At 65.3% G+C, this 19,681-nt stretch carries 21 protein-coding genes; 7 read left to right on the top strand and 14 right to left on the bottom strand.

The window, feature by feature from the left end:
• The first annotated feature begins 156 nt into the window (after window positions 1-156).
• On the top strand, window positions 157-1,086 hold the full coding sequence (locus tag ACVINW_RS23305) for a phosphatase PAP2 family protein (RefSeq protein WP_456753453.1): 930 nt from the start codon (window positions 157-159) through the stop codon (window positions 1,084-1,086).
• A 17-nt stretch (window positions 1,087-1,103) separates the two neighbouring features.
• Here ACVINW_RS23305 and ACVINW_RS23300 read toward each other — a convergent pair whose 3' ends face one another.
• The gene (locus ACVINW_RS23300; RefSeq protein WP_456753452.1) at window positions 1,104-1,889 is read right to left on the bottom strand and encodes an ABC transporter permease; all 786 of its coding nucleotides are present in this window, start codon (window positions 1,887-1,889) and stop codon (window positions 1,104-1,106) included.
• Window positions 1,889-2,704, bottom strand: a complete 816-nt coding sequence (locus ACVINW_RS23295) for an ABC transporter ATP-binding protein (protein ID WP_456753451.1) — start codon at window positions 2,702-2,704, stop codon at window positions 1,889-1,891. Before ACVINW_RS23295 ends, ACVINW_RS23300 begins: the two co-directional genes overlap by 1 nt.
• A 201-nt stretch (window positions 2,705-2,905) precedes the next feature.
• Between ACVINW_RS23295 and ACVINW_RS23290 the strand changes: the two genes are divergently transcribed.
• Window positions 2,906-3,829, top strand: a complete 924-nt coding sequence (locus ACVINW_RS23290; protein ID WP_456753450.1) for a ketopantoate reductase family protein — start codon at window positions 2,906-2,908, stop codon at window positions 3,827-3,829.
• An 84-nt stretch (window positions 3,830-3,913) separates the two neighbouring features.
• Here ACVINW_RS23290 and ACVINW_RS23285 read toward each other — a convergent pair whose 3' ends face one another.
• The 4 genes from ACVINW_RS23285 to ACVINW_RS23270 form a co-directional block, all read right to left on the bottom strand.
• Window positions 3,914-4,180 (bottom strand): DUF3551 domain-containing protein, encoded by a 267-nt coding sequence (locus ACVINW_RS23285; protein ID WP_456753449.1) that lies wholly within the window; start codon window positions 4,178-4,180, stop codon window positions 3,914-3,916.
• Between the two features lie 117 nt (window positions 4,181-4,297).
• Window positions 4,298-4,504, bottom strand: a complete 207-nt coding sequence (locus ACVINW_RS23280) for a DUF3551 domain-containing protein (protein WP_456753448.1) — start codon at window positions 4,502-4,504, stop codon at window positions 4,298-4,300.
• Window positions 4,505-4,606: 102 nt separating this feature from the next.
• A complete protein-coding gene (locus ACVINW_RS23275) occupies window positions 4,607-5,278 on the bottom strand; it encodes a hypothetical protein (RefSeq protein WP_456753447.1) in 672 nt (223 codons plus the stop codon).
• A gap of 165 nt (window positions 5,279-5,443) precedes the next feature.
• Complete coding sequence (locus ACVINW_RS23270) at window positions 5,444-6,280, bottom strand: metal-dependent phosphohydrolase (RefSeq protein ID WP_212022280.1); 837 nt, start codon at window positions 6,278-6,280, stop codon at window positions 5,444-5,446.
• Window positions 6,281-6,511: 231 nt separating this feature from the next.
• Here ACVINW_RS23270 and ACVINW_RS23265 point away from each other — a divergent pair, with 231 nt between their 5' ends.
• The 3 genes from ACVINW_RS23265 to ACVINW_RS23255 all read left to right on the top strand — a co-directional run bounded on the left by ACVINW_RS23265 (window position 6,512) and on the right by ACVINW_RS23255 (window position 9,270).
• Window positions 6,512-6,727, top strand: coding sequence for a hypothetical protein (locus ACVINW_RS23265; RefSeq protein WP_076866967.1), 216 nt, complete (start codon window positions 6,512-6,514; stop codon window positions 6,725-6,727).
• Window positions 6,728-6,925: 198 nt separating this feature from the next.
• Window positions 6,926-7,714, top strand: coding sequence for an ATP-binding cassette domain-containing protein (locus ACVINW_RS23260; RefSeq protein WP_456753446.1), 789 nt, complete (start codon window positions 6,926-6,928; stop codon window positions 7,712-7,714).
• Window positions 7,711-9,270, top strand: a complete 1,560-nt coding sequence (locus ACVINW_RS23255; protein WP_456753445.1) for an ABC transporter permease/substrate-binding protein — start codon at window positions 7,711-7,713, stop codon at window positions 9,268-9,270. Before ACVINW_RS23260 ends, ACVINW_RS23255 begins: the two co-directional genes overlap by 4 nt.
• A 202-nt stretch (window positions 9,271-9,472) precedes the next feature.
• On the opposite strand, the gene ACVINW_RS23250 is transcribed toward ACVINW_RS23255, so the two are convergent.
• The 5 genes from ACVINW_RS23250 to ACVINW_RS23230 form a co-directional block, all read right to left on the bottom strand.
• Window positions 9,473-10,435, bottom strand: coding sequence for an ABC transporter permease (locus ACVINW_RS23250; protein ID WP_456753444.1), 963 nt, complete (start codon window positions 10,433-10,435; stop codon window positions 9,473-9,475).
• Window positions 10,425-11,411, bottom strand: a complete 987-nt coding sequence (locus ACVINW_RS23245) for an ABC transporter ATP-binding protein (RefSeq protein WP_456753443.1) — start codon at window positions 11,409-11,411, stop codon at window positions 10,425-10,427. Before ACVINW_RS23245 ends, ACVINW_RS23250 begins: the two co-directional genes overlap by 11 nt.
• On the bottom strand, window positions 11,408-12,586 hold the full coding sequence (locus ACVINW_RS23240; RefSeq protein WP_456753442.1) for a COG1470 family protein: 1,179 nt from the start codon (window positions 12,584-12,586) through the stop codon (window positions 11,408-11,410). The genes ACVINW_RS23245 and ACVINW_RS23240 overlap by 4 nt, the downstream gene beginning before the upstream one ends.
• Before the next feature lie 176 nt (window positions 12,587-12,762).
• On the bottom strand, window positions 12,763-14,475 hold the full coding sequence (locus ACVINW_RS23235; protein ID WP_456753441.1) for a sulfatase-like hydrolase/transferase: 1,713 nt from the start codon (window positions 14,473-14,475) through the stop codon (window positions 12,763-12,765).
• A 168-nt stretch (window positions 14,476-14,643) separates the two neighbouring features.
• Window positions 14,644-15,333 carry a TetR/AcrR family transcriptional regulator gene (locus ACVINW_RS23230; protein ID WP_456753440.1) on the bottom strand — a complete coding sequence of 230 codons (690 nt, stop codon included), beginning with the start codon at window positions 15,331-15,333 and terminating at the stop codon, window positions 14,644-14,646.
• Window positions 15,334-15,441: 108 nt separating this feature from the next.
• Between ACVINW_RS23230 and ACVINW_RS23225 the strand changes: the two genes are divergently transcribed.
• Window positions 15,442-16,062: a hypothetical protein gene (locus tag ACVINW_RS23225; RefSeq protein ID WP_456753439.1), complete on the top strand. Its 621-nt coding sequence runs from the start codon at window positions 15,442-15,444 to the stop codon at window positions 16,060-16,062.
• Between the two features lie 13 nt (window positions 16,063-16,075).
• On the opposite strand, the gene ACVINW_RS23220 is transcribed toward ACVINW_RS23225, so the two are convergent.
• The gene (locus ACVINW_RS23220; protein ID WP_456753438.1) at window positions 16,076-16,309 is read right to left on the bottom strand and encodes a hypothetical protein; all 234 of its coding nucleotides are present in this window, start codon (window positions 16,307-16,309) and stop codon (window positions 16,076-16,078) included.
• Window positions 16,310-16,667: 358 nt separating this feature from the next.
• Here ACVINW_RS23220 and ACVINW_RS23215 point away from each other — a divergent pair, with 358 nt between their 5' ends.
• Window positions 16,668-17,774 carry a DUF2336 domain-containing protein gene (locus ACVINW_RS23215; protein ID WP_456753437.1) on the top strand — a complete coding sequence of 369 codons (1,107 nt, stop codon included), beginning with the start codon at window positions 16,668-16,670 and terminating at the stop codon, window positions 17,772-17,774.
• A 124-nt stretch (window positions 17,775-17,898) separates the two neighbouring features.
• On the opposite strand, the gene ilvC is transcribed toward ACVINW_RS23215, so the two are convergent.
• Both ilvC and ACVINW_RS23205 read right to left on the bottom strand, forming a co-directional pair.
• Window positions 17,899-18,918: a ketol-acid reductoisomerase gene (ilvC, locus tag ACVINW_RS23210; protein ID WP_050401884.1), complete on the bottom strand. Its 1,020-nt coding sequence runs from the start codon at window positions 18,916-18,918 to the stop codon at window positions 17,899-17,901.
• Between the two features lie 150 nt (window positions 18,919-19,068).
• The gene (locus tag ACVINW_RS23205) at window positions 19,069-19,677 is read right to left on the bottom strand and encodes a LysE family translocator (protein ID WP_456753436.1); all 609 of its coding nucleotides are present in this window, start codon (window positions 19,675-19,677) and stop codon (window positions 19,069-19,071) included.
• Window positions 19,678-19,681: the final 4 nt, after the last annotated feature.

Genomic DNA, 19,681 nt, shown 5'->3' with positions numbered 1-19,681 from the left:
TAACCATCGCCTGGCCGCCTTTCACCCCATTATCCCCGCGCCGAAGGCCGACCACGGCATCGCCAAACGCGGCATTCTCCGCATTTTTAACGAATGAGGGTATGCAACCTTAAGGCGCAGATGCGATGCAGCTTCCACGCAGCGGGGTAACGACGTATGACCAGTCAAGTCATCGAGACACGGGCCTTGTGGCTTGTCATCGCCGTCATTGCCGTGATCGACCTGGTGTGGCTGCGCATGTCGGGAATGTCGGTCGCGCTCGCTCCTGCCAAGGCGGTCATGTTCGTGATCGTTGCGTCGCTCGCGCTGGTCTACGTCCGGTTCAGGCCTGATCGACGCATCGCCGAACTCGCCATCGCATGCGCACAACTGATCGCCTTCACCGCGGTCGCCGCGGTGTTGAGCTATCTGACGGTCACCTCGAAATTCCCGTTGATCGATCGCCAGCTCGCCGCGATCGACGCCGCGTTGTATCTGGACTGGCCGGCCTATTTCAGTTGGGTCGACAAACACCCCGCGATCAAGAGCATCCTCGATACCGCATACGATAGCTGCCTGGCGCAGACCGCGGTGCTGCTGGTGTCGCTGAGCGCGTGCGAGCGGTTCGAACAGATGCGCGAGTTCGTCTGGCTGTTCATGATGGCGCTGCTGGTCGCGATTCCGATCTCGTGGATCTTCCCCGCCGTCAGCGCCTGGGTCCAGTTTGACGTCGTCGCCCGCGCCGACGCCTATCACCTGGCCGATTTCAACGCGCTTCGCGCCGGTCAGATGACGCGCATCCCGCTGGCGGACGTGAACGGTCTGATCACCTTTCCATCCTTCCATACTGCGCTGGCCGTCATCCTGATCTACGCCAGCAGGGGCATGAAGCTGCTATTCCCCGTGTTCCTCGTGCTGAACCTGCTGGTGATCGCCTCGACGCCCACCATCGGCGGCCATTACTTCATCGACGTGATCGCGGGTGCGGCCCTCGTCCTGTGCCTGATCGGCCTGCGCCGGATGTCGTGGCGGACATTGTTTGCGCACCGGGCCGCCTCGCCATCATACCAAGTCGAATATGTCCGGGCCGATCAGCGCCGCCGCTGAAGCCTGATCTCGCGGCCCTAGTCCCGCGCCGCCGCCGTCGGCCGCCAGACCAGCAGCCGCTTCTCCACCACCGTCACGCCCATGTCGATCAGGATGACGAACGCCGACAGCACGAACATGCCGGCAAACACGCCGGCGACGTCGAACACGCCTTCGGCCTGCTGGATCAGATAGCCGAGACCGGCCGCCGAGCCGAGATATTCACCGACCACGGCGCCGACCACCGCGAAGCCGACCGAGGTGTGCAGCGAGGAGAACATCCAGGACAGCGCCGAGGGCCAGTAGACATGGCGCATCAGCTGCCGCTCGTTCATGCCGAGCATGCGGCCATTGTCGAGCACCGTGGCCGGCACCTCCTTGACGCCCTGGTAGACATTGAAAAACACGATGAAGAACACCAGCGTCACGCCGAGCGCGACCTTGGACCAGACGCCGAGCCCGAACCACAGCGCGAAGATCGGCGCCAGCACGACGCGCGGCAGCGCGTTGACCATCTTCACATAGGGGTCGAACACCGCGGCGACGCGCGGCTGCCGCGCGAACCAGAAGCCGACCAGGATGCCGCCGGCCGAGCCGATCACGAAGGCCAGGATCGACTCCCACAGCGTGATCGCAAGGTGCTTCCAGATCACCCCGCTCGAGAACCATTTCACGATCTGGCTGAAGACGTCGACCGGGTTGGAGAAGAAGAACGGCGGCAGCAGCACCTTGCCGAACACCGGCACGGTGGAAAAGACCTGCCACAAGGCCAGCGTGACGACGGCGACGAGAATCTGAAGGGAGAGCAGCGTGACGCGCGACATCAGGCGGCCCCCGCCTGTGTCGACTGCGCATAGCCTTTCATGACCTCGTCCTTCAGCACGCCCCAGATCTCGCGGTGCAGGGCGTGGAAATCCTTTTCCATCCTGATCTCGGCGATGTCGCGCGGCCGCGGCAGCGTGATGCGCCAATCGCCGATGATGCGCGCAGACGGACCGGCCGACATGATCACGACGCGGTCGGCCAGCGCGATCGCCTCCTCGAGATCGTGGGTGACGAACAGCACCGCCTTGCGGTCGGCCGTCCACAATTCCAGCAGCAGGTTGCCCATGATCTGCCGGGTCTGGGCATCGAGCGGACCGAACGGCTCGTCCATCAAGAGGATCTTCGGATCGCGGATCAGGACTTGCGCGAGCGCCACGCGCTTACGCTGGCCGCCCGACAGCATGTGCGGATAGCGATTGGCGAACGCGCCGAGCCCGACCGAGGTCAACCATTGCTGCGCGCGAGCGAGCGCCTCACTCCGCGGCGTGCCCCTGATCTCGAGGCCGATCGCGACATTGTCGATCGCGGTCTTCCAGGGGAACAGCGCATCGGCCTGGAACAGATAACCGGCGTCGCGGTTGAGGCCGCCGAGCGGCTTGTCGAAGATCCGCGCCGATCCGGACGCGGGTTTCAACAGCCCCGCGGTGACGTTGAGCAGCGTCGACTTTCCGCATCCGGTCGGCCCGACAATGGCGACGAACTCGCCATGCGCCACCGCAAGATTGGCCTGCTCGACCGCGGTATAGACCCGTCCATCCGCCAACCGAAACGCCACCGTCGCATTGTCAAGTGCGACCGCCGTCGGCTCCGTCATCGCCACGCATTCCTCCCCGAATTTTCGGAAATGGCTTAGCGGTTCGGGCCGGCAAGTTCAACGCAGGAAGATGGCGCAGACGGCCAAGGCCGCGGTCACGCAGTTTTCAGCGCAGCGGGGTTGCGCACCGCGCAACCGGGGTTGCGAATTGGCGCGACATCGTCGAGGCTGCCGGCCAAATCGCAGGATCAGGAGACAATCATGCGGATCGCAGTGGTGGGGGCCGGCGGCGTCGGTGGCGGCTTTGGTGCGGCGCTCGCGCATGCCGGGGCCGACGTCACCTTTATCGCGCGCGGCGCCCATCTCGCCGCGATGCGCAGCGAGGGGCTGAAGGTTCAGGGCGGCCGTGGCGAAAGCCATTTGATGCCGACCCAGGCGACCGACGATCCCGCCAGCGTCGGCCCGGTCGACATCGTGCTGTTCTGCGTCAAGCTGTGGGACGTCGAAAGCGCCGGCGCACACATCAAGCCGATGGTCGGTCCGAACACCGCGGTGATCCCGCTGCAGAACGGCATCGATGCGCCCGAACGGCTGATCCCGATCCTCGGACCCAACGCCGTGATGGGCGGCGTGGCGCAGATCTCCGCCTCGATCATCAGGCCCGGCGTCATCAACCAGGTCGGCAGCTTCATGCGGATGATCTTCGGCGAGCTCGACGGCCGCATCACACCGCGCGGCAAGGCGCTGCTCGAGCTCTGCCTGACGGCCGGCTTCGATGCGACGCTGAGCGAGCAGATCAACACCGAGCTGTGGATGAAGTTCGTCGGCCTCGCCACCAATGCCGGCATGACCGCGGTCACGCGCCAGCCGATCGGCGGGTTGCGCGACGATCCCGATCTGCGCCCGCTGTTCGTGTCGGCCTGCGAGGAGACCATCGCGGTCGCCCACGCCAGCGGCATCAAGCTGCCGCCGGATGCGCTCGAGAAGGTGCTCGCCTTCATCGGTCATGCGCCGCCGGCGATGAAGGCCTCGATGGCGCTCGACCTCGAGCGCGGCAACCGGCTCGAACTGCCCTGGCTGAACGGCAAGGTGGTCGAGCTCGGCCGCAAGCTCGGCATCCCGACGCCGACGCACGATTTCCTCTACGCGGTGCTGAAGCCTTACGCGATGGGCAGGCCGTCCTGATAGCCGAGCAAGACCGAAATCTGCCGGCCCGCTTCGCGCACCAGTTCGGAATAGTCCAACAGCGACGCGCCTCGCGCACCCGCGTCACTGCGCGCGATGGCGATGGCGATGCACCCGGCGCTTCGGAGGCAGCGGCGGCGCAAAAAAGGGATTCACCGAGCACATCGCGGCGCGGCCCGACGCACTCATCTGGCACTGCGGGATCGAGGTGAAGCTGCAATCGATGTAGTTTCCGGCCCTGCCTTGAAAGACCTGCATGCACACCGGATAGTTCGGGTCATAGGCCTGCCCGGCGGCAGGTCCAATCAGGGCGGCCGCAAATGCAGCGATCGCGAGCAGCTTCAGGTACATCGGTCTCTCCTCGGCATTGCAGGGTTTCCTCACAACCGCCGGAGTTAGTCAACAGCACCTGAGACGCGACAGCCATGCAGGCGATCGCAGGCGGGCAACATCCCGATGCGCGAGCCGCTAATCGGCGGGCCGGCGCTGCCTTTGCCCCCGCTCCCTGGGTGGCTTTCTTGGACCCTTGTAGAATGGATTGACCGAGCATGTCGCCGCGCGCCCCGAAGCCGTTGCCTGGCACTGCGGAAGCGACGTGTAGCTGCAATCGATGTATTCCGGCGTCAGCCTGCCGCCATAGACTTCCAGGCACACCGGATAGTTCGGATCGTACATCTGCGCGGCAGCGGGCCCGGCAATGCCCGACCCCGATCACGGCGACGATGAAGCGTGTCAAGCGCATCGCGTTCTCCTCAAGCCTGAGCGCAGGGCACACGGCTATCGCCGTTCGTCGGCCGGCTTGCCGTCGCCTTCACCGAGACAACGGATCATGAAGGCCGTCGTGTCCCGCGGCAGCACCTGGGCGGCGCGCGCTTTGAGGCGGCATTCGAGCTGCGCGATCTGGCGCGCCCGTTGCCGTTCGGACGGCAGAGCCGATTGCCGCAACCGGCGCAAGGTCATCGGCGTGCCGTCCGACTCGAAGCTCAGCTCGTACTTCTTGCCGTTCTGGTCGGTGGCGGCGCAGGTGACGGTGGACACCTGCCGCGTGATGAAACTGCCGACCTGGCGGCAGGAGCCCGTCGACATTTCGACCAACGGCACCGGCAAGCCATCGACGCGCGGGCGATCGCTCGACTTCAGCAACATCCGGTCGACCGAAAGCTCGAACAGATTGTCCTGGGTGCGCTCGGTGCTCTCGCCGGAGAACGAGACGATGTGGCTCTTGTCGGCGGGATCGTCGAGCACCACGGTGAATTCGGAACGGCCGCGCAGGGTGTGGAAATAGGCGACCGCCTTGCAGCTATAGCTGCGGCCCGCGACGGTCACGTTGCGGCAGGTGCCCGACATCAGCGCATACAGATCGACGTCGTAGACCGGGCCCGCGGCGACGGCGAGCGCGGGCCAGCAGACGACGGCAGCCGCAATCAATCGAGCGAAACGGGAGATCATGCTGAAACGGCCGAAAACACGGTCAATCGGGAAGTCCATGGACTCAGGGTCGCTGATTTCCACGGACTGTGCAACGACGAAGCAGGCCTAAATGTGGAGACCCCGCAAACCGGCGGGAAACGCACCACAGCCCGTGCTGAAAGGCCGCGGCCCGGCCGTCTTGCATCAGATCTGCGGGCCGGACAACGTCACCTCGCGCTCGGCGCGGAACACGTTGCTGTAGAGATTGGCGATCCACTGGCGGCCACTTGCCGTCATGTTCAAACAGTTGATGGCGCCCTGGATGTGCGGCGCAACCATGTTCCAGTAGAATTGCGGATAACGGTCGACGATATCGGCCGGCGATTCATATCCGAGCTGGCGGTTGATGCCGACTTCCTCGAACTCGTGATAGAGCGCGTTGGCCTTCCTGATGTAGTTGGGATCACCGAGCTGCCCGATGAAATCGGCCGCCCGGACGATCGCGGCCTCGTCGTCATATTGCTGGCCTTCGGGCGCCGGAAACCGCGTGCCCTCGATGTTGCGCGCGACGCGCTCGCGATCGAGCGGGAGCACGGCCTCGAGCCGGTCGAGCACATACAGCTTCGAGCGATCGACATGGTACGGCATCAGGCCGGCATCCGACGAGCCACGCGGCAGCACCACCTTGTTGCCGGCGGCATCGATGACGTACCCATCCGGACCATCGCCCTTCAGCAGGCCGCGCACATAGCCGATGTCGTGAGTGAGGCAGGCGATGATGGTGTGGGTGTAATCCTCGGCGGTGACGTGGGTGTGCAGCGCGCGGCCGCGAATGATGTCGTGCCCGGCCAGCGTCACCAGCATCGTATGCTCGACATTGTGGTAAAGTGCATCGCTGTTGCCGATGCATTCCAGCGCGATCCGCGCCGCGGCCGGCAGCAGTTCGCCGAAGCGCGCTTGCGAAGCCCCGAAGGTGCGGCTGACATGCGTGGCGAAGAACTTCTCCAAAGCGCCTGCCGCCAACTCAGGTAACGTCATCATCGATGCAGCCCCCGACCGCGCAACGTTCCTCGTTCGCCCTCGATCTCACGCCGTAGTTGGGCAACGAGTATAGCGTATCTGCGGGCGTGCGGCTACGCGCTGCCGAACGCACCGAATGGCTCCCGCCGTACTTTACCGGTGTTGCCGGCCGCGATGCCCGGCCCACTGATAGTGGCATGAACCGTGCATGATTCGATTCAGACCGGGTTAATTCTACGGATAAAGACCATCATGCTTGTTACGCTCGTCGCCATCCTCTGCAATGCTCAGCTCTGCATGGAAAAGGTCGTCACCAACAGCGACCAATCAGGCATCACCATGGGCGCCTGCGCCGTAAATGCCCAAATCGGCATCGCCGACTGGCTCGCCAAGGGCCCGTATCACGAATGGCACCTGCAGAGTTACAAGTGCATCATGGGCAAATACGTCCCCAAGAACGAAGTGTGATGTGTGCTCACAGCCCCGAAAGGGGCTGATCCACTTCACGGGTCCGACTGGAACGGCAGCCGCGCGGCGCCGGCGTTCGCGCCGCAGGCCAATGTCCATTTTGCGAAACCGCAGGTGCGACCACCTGCACCTCGAGTCAAAGTCCGTTTTATGGGCTATCACTGTCGTTCACGATCGTGAGACTGAGGTCGCCCTGGAATGCCCGCAACGCCGCTGATTGCCTACGCGCATGTCGGCAAGAGTTTTGACGATGGTCGCGTGGTGGCGGTCGACGATGTCTCGCTCGACGTGGCGGAGGGCGAATTGCTGGCCATTGTCGGCGGCTCGGGGTCCGGCAAGACGACGCTGCTCAGGCTCACCAACCGCCTGATCGAAGCCGACCGCGGCCAGATCGCAATCGAGGGCGAGGATGTCAGCCGCATCGACCCGATCCTGCTGCGGCGCCGCATCGGCTATGTCTTCCAGAGTGCCGGGCTGTTTCCGCATCTCACCGTTGCCGGCAATATCGGCATCACGCCCAAACTGCTCGGCTGGCCGCAAGCGGATGTCGCGGCGCGCGTCGACGAGCTGCTCGACCTGGTGCGGCTCGATCGCGCGCACTATCGCGACCGTCTCCCCCACGAACTCTCCGGCGGTCAGCGCCAACGTGTCGGCGTCGCGCGTGCACTGGCCGCGAGGCCGCGCATCGTGCTGATGGACGAGCCGTTCGGCGCGCTCGATCCGCTGACCCGCGACGCACTCGGCGACGACTATCGCGCGCTGCACCGCGAGCTCGGCCTGACCACAATCATGATCACCCACGACATGACCGAGGCATTGCTGCTGGCCGATCGTGTCGCGGTCATGCATGGCGGCCGGCTACTGGCCCAGGGCACGCCGGCGGACCTCTCGGCCAGCTCCGATGGCTATGTCGGCGAGCTCATGCGCACGCCGCGACGACAGGCGGACCGGCTCGGCGCATTGCTGCCGCGGGACGGCACGGCATGAGCCTGTTCGCCGATCCACGCTGGCGCGAGGCGCTGTCACATCTGCCTGACTATCTCGGCAGTCATGTGCGGGTCAGCGTGTCGGCGCTGGCGCTCGGGCTGCTGGTCAGCCTGCCGCTCGCCATCATCGCCCGCAACCGGCCGGTGCTGCGCACCACCCTGCTCGGGCTCGCCAGCATCGTGCAGACGGTGCCCGGCCTCGCGCTGCTCGCGCTGTTCTACCCGCTGCTGCTGGCGCTCGCGGCGCTGACCGCGGCGTGGCTCGGCTTCAGCTTCTCCGCCTTCGGCTTCCTGCCGGCGGTGCTGGCGCTCGCGCTCTATTCGATGCTGCCGGTGCTGCGCAACACCATCACCGGCCTGTCGGGCGTCGATCCCGCCGTCCTGGAGGCCGCGGAAGGTGTCGGCATGACGCCGCGGCAATCGCTCACCATGGTCGAGCTGCCGCTGGCGCTGCCGGTGATGATGGCGGGAATCCGCACCGCCGCGGTCTGGGTGATCGGCACCGCGACGCTGTCGACGCCGATCGGCCAGACCAGCCTCGGCAACTACATCTTCGCCGGGCTGCAGACCCAGAACTGGGTGTTCGTGCTGTTCGGCTGCTTTGCCGCCGCCGTGCTCGCACTTGTCGTCGACCAGTTGCTGGCGCTGATCGAGAACGGCCTGCGCAGTCAGAGCCGCATCCGCACCGCGCTCGGCGGGCTCGGCATCGCCGCCCTGATCGGCGCAACGCTGGTGCCCGCACTCGCCCGTCCGCATGCGCGCTATGTGGTCGGCGCCAAGACCTTCACCGAGCAATATGTGCTGTCGGCGCTGATGGCGCAGCGGCTGCAAGCGGCCGGGCTACCGGCCACGACCCGCGCCGGCCTCGGCTCCAGCGTGATCTTCGACGCGCTCGCGTCAGGCGATATCGACGTCTATGTCGACTATTCCGGCACGCTGTGGGCCAACCAGTTCCACCATGCCGACATCAAGCCGCGTGCCGAGCTGTTGAGCGAGCTGAAAACGACGCTGGCGAAGCAGGACATCACGCTGTTCGGCGAGCTCGGCTTCGAGAATGCCTATGCGCTGGTGATGCCGAGGAAGCGCGCCGATCAGCTCGGCATCCATTCGATCGCCGACCTCGCACCGCGCGCCGCGACGATGTCGATCGCCGGCGACTATGAATTCTTCTCGCGTCCGGAATGGGCCGGCATCCAGAAGGCCTATGGGCTGGCTTTCCGCGCCCAGCGCCAGATGCAGCCGGACTTCATGTATGCCGCGGTCGCCTCCGGCGAGGTCGACGTCATCGCGGGCTACACCAGCGACGGGCTGATCGCGAAATACGACCTCGTCACGCTCGAGGACAACAGGCATGCCATCCCGCCCTATGACGCGATCGTGCTGCTTTCGTCGCAGCGGCGTGATGACGACGCCTTCAAGGCGGCGCTACAGCCGCTGCTCGGCAAGATCGACATCGCCGCGATGCGCGAGGCGAATTTGCGCGCCTCGGGCAATGACGCATCATCGTCGCCGGACGCGGTGGCGCGCTGGCTCTGGGAGAAGATCGGGCCACGCTAGAGCCTTTTCCGTTCCGATGGAATCGGAACGGGGCTCTAGATTCTTGTTTTGACGCGTTTTCTTTACGCGAACCGGTAGCCACCTCGCTCGAAAACGCTCTAGTCCCGTCGTCACTGCGAGGAGCGATGGCGACGAAGCAATCCATCTCTCCGCTTGCCGCCAGATGGATTGCTTCGCTCCGCTCGCAATGACGTCGTCAGGCTTACGCCCTGACCTCTTGGCGCTGGAACAGGACGTAGCCCGCGACGAACAGCACGATGGTGCAGGCGATCAGACCGACCGTCTGCGGCCAGGCGATCATCACGCTCTGGCCAAACGGCAGCGGGGCGCCCATCACCGCACCTCGGATCTGGTCGAGGAACACCGGGCCGAGCGTGCGCGTGGTCGGCGACAGCACCGCCAGCATCGCCTCGCCGAACAGGTCATTCGGCGAGAAGCGCTGCAGCAGCTGGGTCCAGATCGCCGTGCCCGGCGTATCGAGCCCGAGGGCGGCAAAGCGCGGATCCGGCGGCACGATGGCCTGCGCGATCGCCGGCGCCAGCATCGGCCACAGCACGGTCAGGAACAGCCAGATGCCGAGCGCGACCAGCGCCGCGGTCGCCGGCGAGCGAAACACGATCGAAAGCAGCATCGCCAGCGACAGCCAGACGCCGGCATAGAAGACCGCGATCACCAGGAAGGCGAGCGAGCGGGCGATCTCCTCGCCGCCCGGCGGCACGCCGAGGAAGATCAGGCCGAGCCCGATCACCAGCAGCCACAGCGCCGTCAGGCTGATCGCGATGGTCGCGAGCCCGGCGAGATATTTGCCGAGCAGCAGGGCATCGCGGTAGATCGGCTGCGCCAGGATCCGCGACAACGTGCGCCGGTTGTGCTCGCTGTTGATCAGATCGAAGCCGAGCCCGATCGCCATCAGCGGGATCAGGAAGCCGAGGACGGCGACGAAGGACGGCAGCGGCGCCTGGCTCACGGTGAACAGGCGCAGCAGCAGGAATGGATCCTCCGCCGTGTTCTGGCGCAGTGCGACGATCGCCTCGTAGAGCGCCGCCATCGCGGTCAGCACGATCAGAAGCTCGAGCATCAGCATGCGGACGCTCGAGATGTTGTCCGACAGCTCCTTGACGAAGACCGCGCCAACGCCCTGGAATGCTGAACCTTCACGCCGCATCGCGCACGCCTCCTGATGGGATGGCCTGGAAGTAATGGGCGTAGATCGCCTCAAGGCTCGGCTCGTCGACCGAGAGCCGCCGCAAGGCGCCATTGGCCGCGACCACCGCGCGCGCCGCATCGGCCCGCACGTCGCGGTCGGCCGTCATGCGGAAGCGGTCTTCCGCCAGCGTCTCGACATTGCCGACGCCCGGGATCGCCGCCAGCCGCCGGGCAATCCCGGCACCGTCGGCCTCGACTTCGACGACGAAGCCTGCGCCCAGCACCTGCACCGAGAGCTCGGCCACCGAGCCCATCATCGCGATCTTGCCGGCACGGAACAGCGCGACGCGGTCGCAGACCCGCTGCACCTGGTCGAGCATGTGCGACGACAGCAGCACGGTAATGCCCTCGGCCTTCAACTCCCTGATCAGATCGAGGAATTCGATCGTCGCCTGCGGGTCGAGGCCCGAGGTCGGTTCGTCGAGGATCGCGATCTCGGCGCGCTTGACGATGATCTCGGCAAGCCCGAGCCGCTGCCGCATGCCGCGCGAGAAGGTCGCGACCCGCTTGTCGGCGACATCGAGCAGACGCACACGGGTCAGCGCCGCCGCGATCCGCCGCGAACGTTCGGCCATCGAGAGTCCCATCAGCTTGGCCGCGTAGGCGAGGTTCTCCACCGCAGTCAGGTGGTCGTAGAAGCCGACGGCATCGGGCAGATAGCCGACCCGCCGCTTGACCTGCAACGGCTGCCGCGCCGGATCGAAGCCGAGCACGCTGACCCGGCCGGCCGAGATCTCGGTGAGCCCGAGCATCATCAGGATGGTCGTGGTCTTGCCGGCACCGTTCGGGCCGAGCAGCCCGAACACCTCGCCCTTGGCGATATCGAAGTTGATGGCGTCGACGACACTGGTCTTGCCGTAGCGCTTGGTGAGATCGCGCGCTGCGATAACGGCCTCCGGCCGCGCGGCAGCACTGTTGTTCTGCTGCGCGCTCATCGCCGTCCGAACCTCGCAACGGCACCCAGCATCAACAGCAGCGCGACGCCGATCACACCTGCGCCCGCCATGCCCCAGACAGTGGACGTACTGACGGTGACGCGGAACTGGCTCGATGCGGTCTCGCCGCGCGAGGTGGCGCGCACCGCGAGCTGGTAGTCGCCTGCGAGCGACTTGTCGCTCGGCGTCACCAGCGCCTGAACCTCGGTGTCCTTGCCCGGCACCAGCCGCTCGATCCTGGCGGGCTGGAACGTGACCTTCCAGCCGCTCGGCGCGGTTGCGGCGAGCTCGATATTGTCGGCCGGCGCGGTGCCGCTGTTGGTGACGACGACCGGGATCGTGCTCTGCTCGGCAGCGACGGCACGCGCGCTCAGCAGGCCATCACGGCCGGAGAGCTGAAGCTGCGGCTGGCCGGCGACGTCGAGCGCAACCTCGGTCTGCGCCGACGCATCCTCCGCATTGACCGTGACCTTGACCGGAAAATGTCCGGCATCGATCGCACTCGGCGGCCGCACCTTGAGCTTGATGTCCTTGGACTGTCCGGCATCGATCGGGATCGATGACAGTTCCTGGGTGCCGTAGGCCTCGGTGAACGAGGTCTCGAAATTTTGCGGCGCCGCCGCGGCAAAGCTTGCGACCAGGTTGCGGCCGCTGTCGTTCTTGATGGTCAGCGTGTACTCGAAGTTCGATTTCGGGCTGCCGCGCAATTCGGGAAGCTTCGACGACACCGTCAGTTTTGCCGGCAATTCCTTGGCGAGCGCGACCACGATCGGCAGCGTTGCCTCGCTGCCCTGCCCTTCGGCCTTCACCGTCAACGTCTGCTCGGCGAGCGACGCGTTGGCGGGCACGTCGAGCCGAAGCTGCAGCGGCACGCTGGAGTCGGGCGCCGGCATCGCGGCTGCGACCGGCTGACCGCCGCCGAGCAGCGTCGCGGTCCAGCCGCCCGGCACGCCCTCGACCGAAAGCTTGTAGCGCTGCGGACCGAGATCGTAGTTCTGCAAACGCAACGAGATGTTGGACGTGGTACCAGGTCTGACGGTGACGGCCGGATAATCCGTCATCATGTAGAGCCCCTTGATATCGTGAGGCGGCTCTGCGGCATGGGCCGAAGGAATGGCGAGGGGAACAGCAAGTCCGAAGGCGGCGACAAGGCGCGCGACATCGAGCGCTCGCATGGGCAAACACTCCTGCAAGAAGGGCCGGATTGGTTGATTTGACGCTGCGCGCTGATGGACATCGTGGCAGCGGCGCGACAGATCATCGCAACAATCGTGACGAAATCTCGGCGACGTAATTACAAATGAGTAATGCACGCGGTTTCGCGCGACGACCTTCGTCTAACGACGTTAGTCTAAAGCCCCTTGATGATCCCCGCGTCGATCAACAGGCGGTTGAAGCGGCGCGCCTCTGCGCCGTCCTTGCAGGAGTAGAACGCGCCGTTGCAGCGGAGCATGATCGCCTTCTGCTCCTCGAATGACGGATCGAGCGGAATGCCGGCGGCTTCCTGGATCACCAGCGGCAGATAGGCGGCGTCGATCGTGTCCATCACCGCCGGGCTCTTCACCGGTTCGCAGTTGACGGCATCGATCGCGTAATAGGTCGCGTAGTAGCGCGGATCGTAATCCAACAGCTTCTTGCCGATTCCGGCCTCGTCCAGTTCGGGGTCGAGCAGTTGCGGCGAGAATTCCGGCTGATGATCGCCGTAGCGCACGATCAGGAACGGCTGCGCCGGAAACTTCTTCTTCAGCGCCGCGATGAAGCCGGCATAATCGTTGGCACTCATCGTCTGCCGGCGCAGATACTCGTCGATCGCCGGCGTATTGCCCGGCCGTTTCCACGCCGGCAGCAAATCGGGACGGAATTTCGTCTCCCACGGAAAATGGTTGGCGGCGAGATAGACGAAGGTGAACAGCGGCGTGCCCGATGTCTTCTGGTCCGCCATCAGCGTCAGCGCCTTGTCGTAGAAGAAGCTGTCGGGCTCGACATCCTTGGCATGCAGATCATGCGCATCGTAGAAATGCTGGATGCCGGCCGTGGTCTGGAAATTGCGCGCGCTCATGAAGGCGCCGAACGCCGGATAGAGCGACAGCGTATCGTAGCCGCAGCGGCGCAGCGCCAGCGGCAGGCCGCGTTCGACCCGACCGGATGCGATCCGGGTGACGAAATACGAAAATCGACCGAACGAGCGCGAGGACAGTCCCGCCAGCACGTTGTACTCTGTGAACCAGCTCGGCCCGCCATTGCTCTCGGCGAGGAATTTGCGCTCGATCCCGTCATAGGACTTGAACTGACTGCCATAGCCCGGCGGCACCTTGACGCCGGATGCGGCGCGGATGTCGAAGCTTGATTCATCATGGATCATGACGATGTTCGGCCGGCGTCCGGCGGGATGGCAGGCGTCGACCAGCGGCATCTTGAGCTGGTCGCTCGCTCTCGGATCCGACTCCATGAAACCATAGGCGACGAAGTCGGACACCGCGGTCACACCGGAGCGCGCGAATTTCGACAGATAGCCGTCGTCGTAATAGCCGCGCCAGGCTTCGTCAGGCCAGGCGAAGGCATAGCCCGAGAGCGCGGCGGTGCAGGCGAGGCAGGCGGCCGCGGCCGGCAGGCGGCGGATGCGGAACGGATCGAGCCACCACAGCGCGTACATCAGCGGCAGCGTGACGAGGCCGGCGCCGATGATCGACCAGCGCAGGTTCGGGAAGATCGTAAGCAGGAACGCCGCGGTGTCGCGATCGATCACCATCAGGTCGACGAAGTTCGCGGTCATCTGCACCACGTCGTGCTTGAAGCGCGACAGCAGCACCAGCACCACGACCAGCGTCAGCGACAGCGCGCCCGACAGCGCCGGCCGGCGCAGCAGCGCGATGAACAGGCAGTTGAGGATTCCCCAGGTCAGCAGGAAGCAAAGCCGCGAGCCGAAATCGGTCTCGGTCCGCAGCATCAGGATCAGCGCGCCGAGATGCGGTGCGGCGACCGCCATCAACCGCCAGATGCCGATCGCGGCGAGACCGCCGGCGAGCGCGGCAACGGACGAGTTTTGCTGAGGCGCGGGCGCCATGGGCGGGACGCAATACTAGCCGGCGCAATGCCACGGCCTTGACTGGCAACGGCCAGGAGGCACACGGCACAGCCGGTGTCTGCACCATGTCATAAAACCGTAATTGAATCGTCATGAATGCGCAATGAATTTGCCCGCGCGGTGCACGCCAGGCTGGCGCGGCCTGCCTCAGACCTTCACCGCAGGCTTTGCAATGCCCGCAATGAAGAGGTCGACGATGTCAGCGGCCATCCGCTCGACCTCCGCTTCGCGGACACCCCAGCGCGGCAGATGCCCATCGATATGCATCCGCGCAAAGCCGTAGACCAGCGCGCGGCCGGCGACCTGGACTTGCTTCAGGTCGCGCGCCACGAGCTGCCCCGCCGAAAAGGCCTCAGCCAACGTGCGTTCGGTCAGGCCGATCAACTCGGCATTGTCGCTCGACACCCCGGCCGAGCGGTCGTGGTCGAAGAAGCGGCGGCTGGAGATGACCTCGAAATGGGTCGGGTTGTTCATCGCCCAGCGCAGATAGGCGATCCCGAGGCAGCGGAAACGGCCGAGCGGATCCGCCGGCGCATCGGCCAGCGCGATCTCGATCTCGAAGCGGAAGCGGCGCTGCGCCTCCTCGGCTACCGCGTTCATCAGGGCATCGCGGCTCGGGAAATGCCGGAACGGGGCGCCGGGCGACACCCCGGCGCGGCGGGCGGCCTCGCGCACACTCACTGCCTCCGGCCCGCCCTCGCCGACCAGCTGCATGGTGGCGTCGATCAGGACCCGGCGAAGGTCGCCATGATGATAGGGCCTGGCCGCCGCCGCGCGCGCAGCGGCGCGACGCGGCTTGGCCGGACGGACGGACGGCGGTTTGGAGGGGCGGCGCATCGGCCCTCCTCTAGCATCACCCCCTTGTGAATGTAAGCGCCGATTACACGGATTGCCGCGCCGGCGACCGGCATGTAACTGGTGATTACATCTCGAGGGAGGCTGGATATGCGGATGCGTCATACCTGGTTCGAAGGCTGGCGGCTGTTCGCCCTGCTCACGCTGACCCTGATCGGGCTTTCGCTCTGGATCGCGGGGATGCGGCATTTCGAGGTCGAAGGCGTGCGGATGGTGATCCGGTTCACGGCACGGACCTCGCTGCTGTTGTTTTGCCTCGCCTTCTCCGCCGCGGCGCTGGCGCGGCTCTGGCCGAACGCCTGGACGCACTGGCAGCGGCGCAACCGCCGTTACCTCGGCGTCACCTTCGCAGCGTCACATGCCATCCATGCGGTCGCGATCGCCGCATTCGCAATGCTCGATCCGCCGGGTTTCGCGGCCGCGACCTCGATCGTGTCCTACATCTTCGGCGGCATCGGCTATCTCGTGATCGTCGCGCTCACCGCGACCTCGTTCCGGCCCAGCGCAGCGTTGCTCGGCCAGCACGCCTGGCGCAGGCTGCATCTCGTCGGCGGCTATTATCTGCTGGCGCAGTTCATGATCTCGTTCGGCAAGCGGATTCCCGAGATGCCGTCCTATGCGCTGTTCCTGCTGCCGCTCGCTGCCGTGTTCGCGCTCAGGATGATCAGCATGGCCGCGCGGCCCGCGCCACGTCAGGCACAGGCGAGCTAAGGATCAGGCCACCTTAAACGAGGTGAAACTTGCGGCCGAGCCGGCGATGAACCGACAGCACCGCGCGGTCGACATCGCTGATCAGGCTGTCGCCGAGCACCACATTCGGAATCTCCCAGTTGCGCCCGATCTGCGCATCGGGCAGCGCGGCGACCGCCGGCACCCGCGCGGTCTCGCAGCCGGGTTGGGCGCGCAGCGCCTCATCCGCAAGCTGGGTCAGTTCGTCCTGGCTCTTTCCGTCAGACATGACGTGGGTCCTGACTCCGGAAGATGGCTCACTGATGGCCAAGTTATCGGTCTCATGATGGTCTCGCCTTTCATCTTGCCTGTCCTCGACGGCGCCTCGGGGCGACGCAATAGCGCGAACGCGCCGCCTCGATCGATATTTTCGCCGGTGCGCTGCGCGCATCGTCCTAAATAATCTCTTAAATGTATCGGCCACAGCGGCGGCGTCCAAACCGCGAATTGAATCATGTCCGGTCGCGGCTCGTTAAGGATGCGATGCACCCGTATTTGCACCGGGTTCCACCTTAACGCAGGTGTAACACCGCGCCCTGCATGGTGTGCAGGCAGGTGTCATTCAACAAAAACAAGGTTGCCCATCGATGGCGCAACAGGCGTCACAATCGATTATTGCCGAACTCGAGGATGCGGTCCGGGACGGGACGTCGGCCAAGCGCGTGCAGACGCTGCGGCAGGTCACCGATCTGTTCCTGAACGACGGCGACCGCCTCAACGATGAACAGGTCAAGGTGTTCGACGACGTGTTGTGCCTCTTGGTCGCGCGCGTCGAGACGCGTGCGCGCGCCGAGCTCAGCAAGCGGCTCGCGCCGCTCGACTATGCGCCGTTTGAGGTGATTCAGCATCTGGCCTGGGACGACGACATCGGCGTCGCAGGCGAGGTCCTGACCCACTCCAGCCGCCTCTCCAACGCCGCGCTGCGCGAGATCGCCAGCAGCAAGGGCCAGGACCATCTGTACGCGATCTCGGCGCGGGAAAACCTGCCCTCTTCGGTCACCGACGTGATCATCGATCGCGGCGAGGACAAGGTGATCCGCCGCCTCGCCAAGAATGCCGGCGCCGAGTTCTCCGAGAACGGTTACTCCAGCATCGTCGCGCGCGCCGAAGGCGACGACGAGCTGGTCGAGATCCTCGGGCTGCGCATCGACATTCCGGCCAAGCTGCTGCGCGACCTGCTGCAACGTGCCAAGGATACCGTGCGCGCCCGCCTGCTCGCGATCGCCTCGCCCCGGGCGCGCGAGGAGATCAGCCAGGTGCTGAACGACATCGCGCAGGAGGAGGCCGCGGCCCCGCGCCGTAACTACGGCATCGCCGAAGAGCTGGTCAAGCTGATGAAGCAGCTCAACGAGCTCGACGATGCGGCAGTCTACAAATTCGCCGAACAGGGCAAGTTCGACGAGGTCACGGTTTCGCTCGCCGTGCTCAACGACATGCCGATCGCGATGATCGAACGCCTGATGCTCGGGCTGCGCTCCGACCTGCTGCTGATCCCGTGCCGCTCGGCGCGGCTCAACTGGCCGACGGTCGAAACCATCCTGCGCAAGCGGCCGCTGCCGCACACCATCGACCATGCGACGCTGGAGATCGCGCACCGCGATTACCGGCGGCTGTCGCTGGAAACCGCGCAGCGCACGGTGCGGTTCTGGCAGCTGCACAACAGGATCGAGAAGCAGCCGATGGCGGCCGGTTAGCCGCCGCTCGCGTTTCATGACAAAGAAAAAGGGTGGGCAACGCGCCCACCCTTTTTCATTTGATGCGTCCGCGAGATTCCGGGTTCGGTCCTGCGGACCGCCCCGGAATGACAGGCTTCGCCTGTCAGTTCTTGCTCTTGTCGACCAGGGCGCCCTTCTTGATCCAGGGCATCATGTCGCGCAGCTTGGCGCCGACTTCCTCGATCGGATGGGCGGCGAGCTTGGCGCGGGTCGCCTTGAACGAGGTCTGGTTGACCTTGTTCTCCAGCATCCAGTCGCGGGCGAACTTGCCGCCCTGGATGTCGGCCAGCACGCGCTTCATCTCCGCCTTGGTCTCGGCCGTGACGATACGCGGACCGGTGACGTACTCGCCGTATTCGGCGGTGTTGGAGATCGAGTAGTTCATGTTGGCGATGCCGCCTTCATAGATCAGGTCGACGATCAGCTTCACTTCGTGCAGGCACTCGAAATAGGCCATCTCGGGCGCGTAGCCGGCCTCGACCAGCGTCTCGTAGCCGCCCTTGATCAGCTCGACCAGGCCGCCGCAGAGCACCACCTGCTCGCCGAACAGGTCGGTCTCGCACTCCTCCTTGAAGGTGGTCTCGATGATGCCGGCGCGGCCGCCGCCGATCGCCGAGGCGTAGCTGAGGCCGAGGTCATGGGCGTTGCCCGACGAATCCTTGGCGATCGCGATCAGGCAGGGCACGCCGCCGCCGCGCTGATATTCGGAGCGCACGGTGTGGCCCGGGCCCTTCGGCGCGATCATCAGCACGTCGAGGTCGGCGCGCGGATCGAGCAGGTTGAAGTGCACGTTGAGGCCGTGGGCGAACACCAGCGCCGCGCCTTTCTTCATGTTGTCGTGCAGGTGCTCGCGATAGATGTCGCCCTGCAATTCGTCCGGGGTCAGCATCATGACGAGGTCGGCCCACTTGGCGGCTTCGGCGACTTCCATCACCTTGAAGCCGGCGTTCTCGGCCTTCTTGGCCGAGGCCGAACCCTTGCGCAGCGCGATCGCCACGTCCTTGACGCCCGAATCCTTCAGGTTGAGCGCGTGGGCGTGGCCCTGGCTGCCGTAGCCGACGATGGCGACCTTTTTGCCCTTGATCAGGTTCAGGTCGGCATCGCGATCGTAGTAAACTCGCATCGTGGTTTCCTCGTTTGAAGGGGGCCAAAATCGGCCGATGAATCAGGCTTTCGGAAGGTCAGAACCGCCGGACGCCCGCGAATTTCCGGCGTTGTCTAGAGCATTTTCCCCCTCAGGGGAAACCCTCATCTCGCATGGCGCGGTGCGGCATCATGCGTCCATGAAGACCGGGTAGAGCGAGGCCAAGAGCAGGATGGCCATGACGACGTTGAAGGCACGGATCGCCCGGGTCGAGGTCAGGACCGGCCGCAGGGCGGTGCCGAACAGGGCCCAGACGATGCAGGAGACCGTTCCCAGGATCAGGCTCAGGCCGACCTGGATCGCGATGTTCCAGGGAAAGGCGGCAATCGCGGCATAGGCCGTGATGGTGCCGATCACCATCACCCAGCCCTTGGCATTGATCCACTGGAACATGGCCGCGCCCCAGAAAGTCATCGGGCCGCGGCCGGACTCGTCATCGCCGTCCGCCGAGGGCGGCGCGGCCATGGCGATGACGGCGGCGAGATAGACCAGATAGGCCACGCCGCCATATTTGAGGATCGTCTGCAGCACCGGATAGGCGATGAAGACCGCGCCGAGCCCGACGCCCACCGCGCCGACCATGAAGGCGAAACCCACCGTGATGCCGGCAATGTGCGGCACCGTGCGGCGGAAGCCGTAAGTCAGCCCCGACGACAGCAGCATGATGTTGTTGGGGCCCGGCGTGAAGAACATCACGACGGCGAACACGATAAAGGCGAGCAGCAGCGAATTCGACATGGTG

Source organism: Bradyrhizobium sp. USDA 4461 (assembly GCF_054055655.1).
This window is presented reverse-complemented; position numbering and strand designations above follow the sequence as displayed.

Bases quoted from the DNA above. Each gene is read 5' to 3' on its own strand.
- ACVINW_RS23305 (WP_456753453.1), top strand. From the start codon at position 157: ATGACCAGTCAAGTCATCGAGACACGGGCCTTGTGGCTTGTCATCGCC.
- ACVINW_RS23300 (WP_456753452.1), bottom strand. From the start codon at position 1,889: ATGTCGCGCGTCACGCTGCTCTCCCTTCAGATTCTCGTCGCCGTCGTC.
- ACVINW_RS23295 (WP_456753451.1), bottom strand. From the start codon at position 2,704: ATGACGGAGCCGACGGCGGTCGCACTTGACAATGCGACGGTGGCGTTT.
- ACVINW_RS23290 (WP_456753450.1), top strand. From the start codon at position 2,906: ATGCGGATCGCAGTGGTGGGGGCCGGCGGCGTCGGTGGCGGCTTTGGT.
- ACVINW_RS23285 (WP_456753449.1), bottom strand. From the start codon at position 4,180: ATGTACCTGAAGCTGCTCGCGATCGCTGCATTTGCGGCCGCCCTGATT.
- ACVINW_RS23280 (WP_456753448.1), bottom strand. From the start codon at position 4,504: ATGTACGATCCGAACTATCCGGTGTGCCTGGAAGTCTATGGCGGCAGG.
- ACVINW_RS23275 (WP_456753447.1), bottom strand. From the start codon at position 5,278: ATGATCTCCCGTTTCGCTCGATTGATTGCGGCTGCCGTCGTCTGCTGG.
- ACVINW_RS23270 (WP_212022280.1), bottom strand. From the start codon at position 6,280: ATGATGACGTTACCTGAGTTGGCGGCAGGCGCTTTGGAGAAGTTCTTC.
- ACVINW_RS23265 (WP_076866967.1), top strand. From the start codon at position 6,512: ATGCTTGTTACGCTCGTCGCCATCCTCTGCAATGCTCAGCTCTGCATG.
- ACVINW_RS23260 (WP_456753446.1), top strand. From the start codon at position 6,926: ATGCCCGCAACGCCGCTGATTGCCTACGCGCATGTCGGCAAGAGTTTT.
- ACVINW_RS23255 (WP_456753445.1), top strand. From the start codon at position 7,711: ATGAGCCTGTTCGCCGATCCACGCTGGCGCGAGGCGCTGTCACATCTG.
- ACVINW_RS23250 (WP_456753444.1), bottom strand. From the start codon at position 10,435: ATGCGGCGTGAAGGTTCAGCATTCCAGGGCGTTGGCGCGGTCTTCGTC.
- ACVINW_RS23245 (WP_456753443.1), bottom strand. From the start codon at position 11,411: ATGAGCGCGCAGCAGAACAACAGTGCTGCCGCGCGGCCGGAGGCCGTT.
- ACVINW_RS23240 (WP_456753442.1), bottom strand. From the start codon at position 12,586: ATGCGAGCGCTCGATGTCGCGCGCCTTGTCGCCGCCTTCGGACTTGCT.
- ACVINW_RS23235 (WP_456753441.1), bottom strand. From the start codon at position 14,475: ATGGCGCCCGCGCCTCAGCAAAACTCGTCCGTTGCCGCGCTCGCCGGC.
- ACVINW_RS23230 (WP_456753440.1), bottom strand. From the start codon at position 15,333: ATGCGCCGCCCCTCCAAACCGCCGTCCGTCCGTCCGGCCAAGCCGCGT.
- ACVINW_RS23225 (WP_456753439.1), top strand. From the start codon at position 15,442: ATGCGGATGCGTCATACCTGGTTCGAAGGCTGGCGGCTGTTCGCCCTG.
- ACVINW_RS23220 (WP_456753438.1), bottom strand. From the start codon at position 16,309: ATGTCTGACGGAAAGAGCCAGGACGAACTGACCCAGCTTGCGGATGAG.
- ACVINW_RS23215 (WP_456753437.1), top strand. From the start codon at position 16,668: ATGGCGCAACAGGCGTCACAATCGATTATTGCCGAACTCGAGGATGCG.
- ilvC (WP_050401884.1), bottom strand. From the start codon at position 18,918: ATGCGAGTTTACTACGATCGCGATGCCGACCTGAACCTGATCAAGGGC.
- ACVINW_RS23205 (WP_456753436.1), bottom strand. From the start codon at position 19,677: ATGTCGAATTCGCTGCTGCTCGCCTTTATCGTGTTCGCCGTCGTGATG.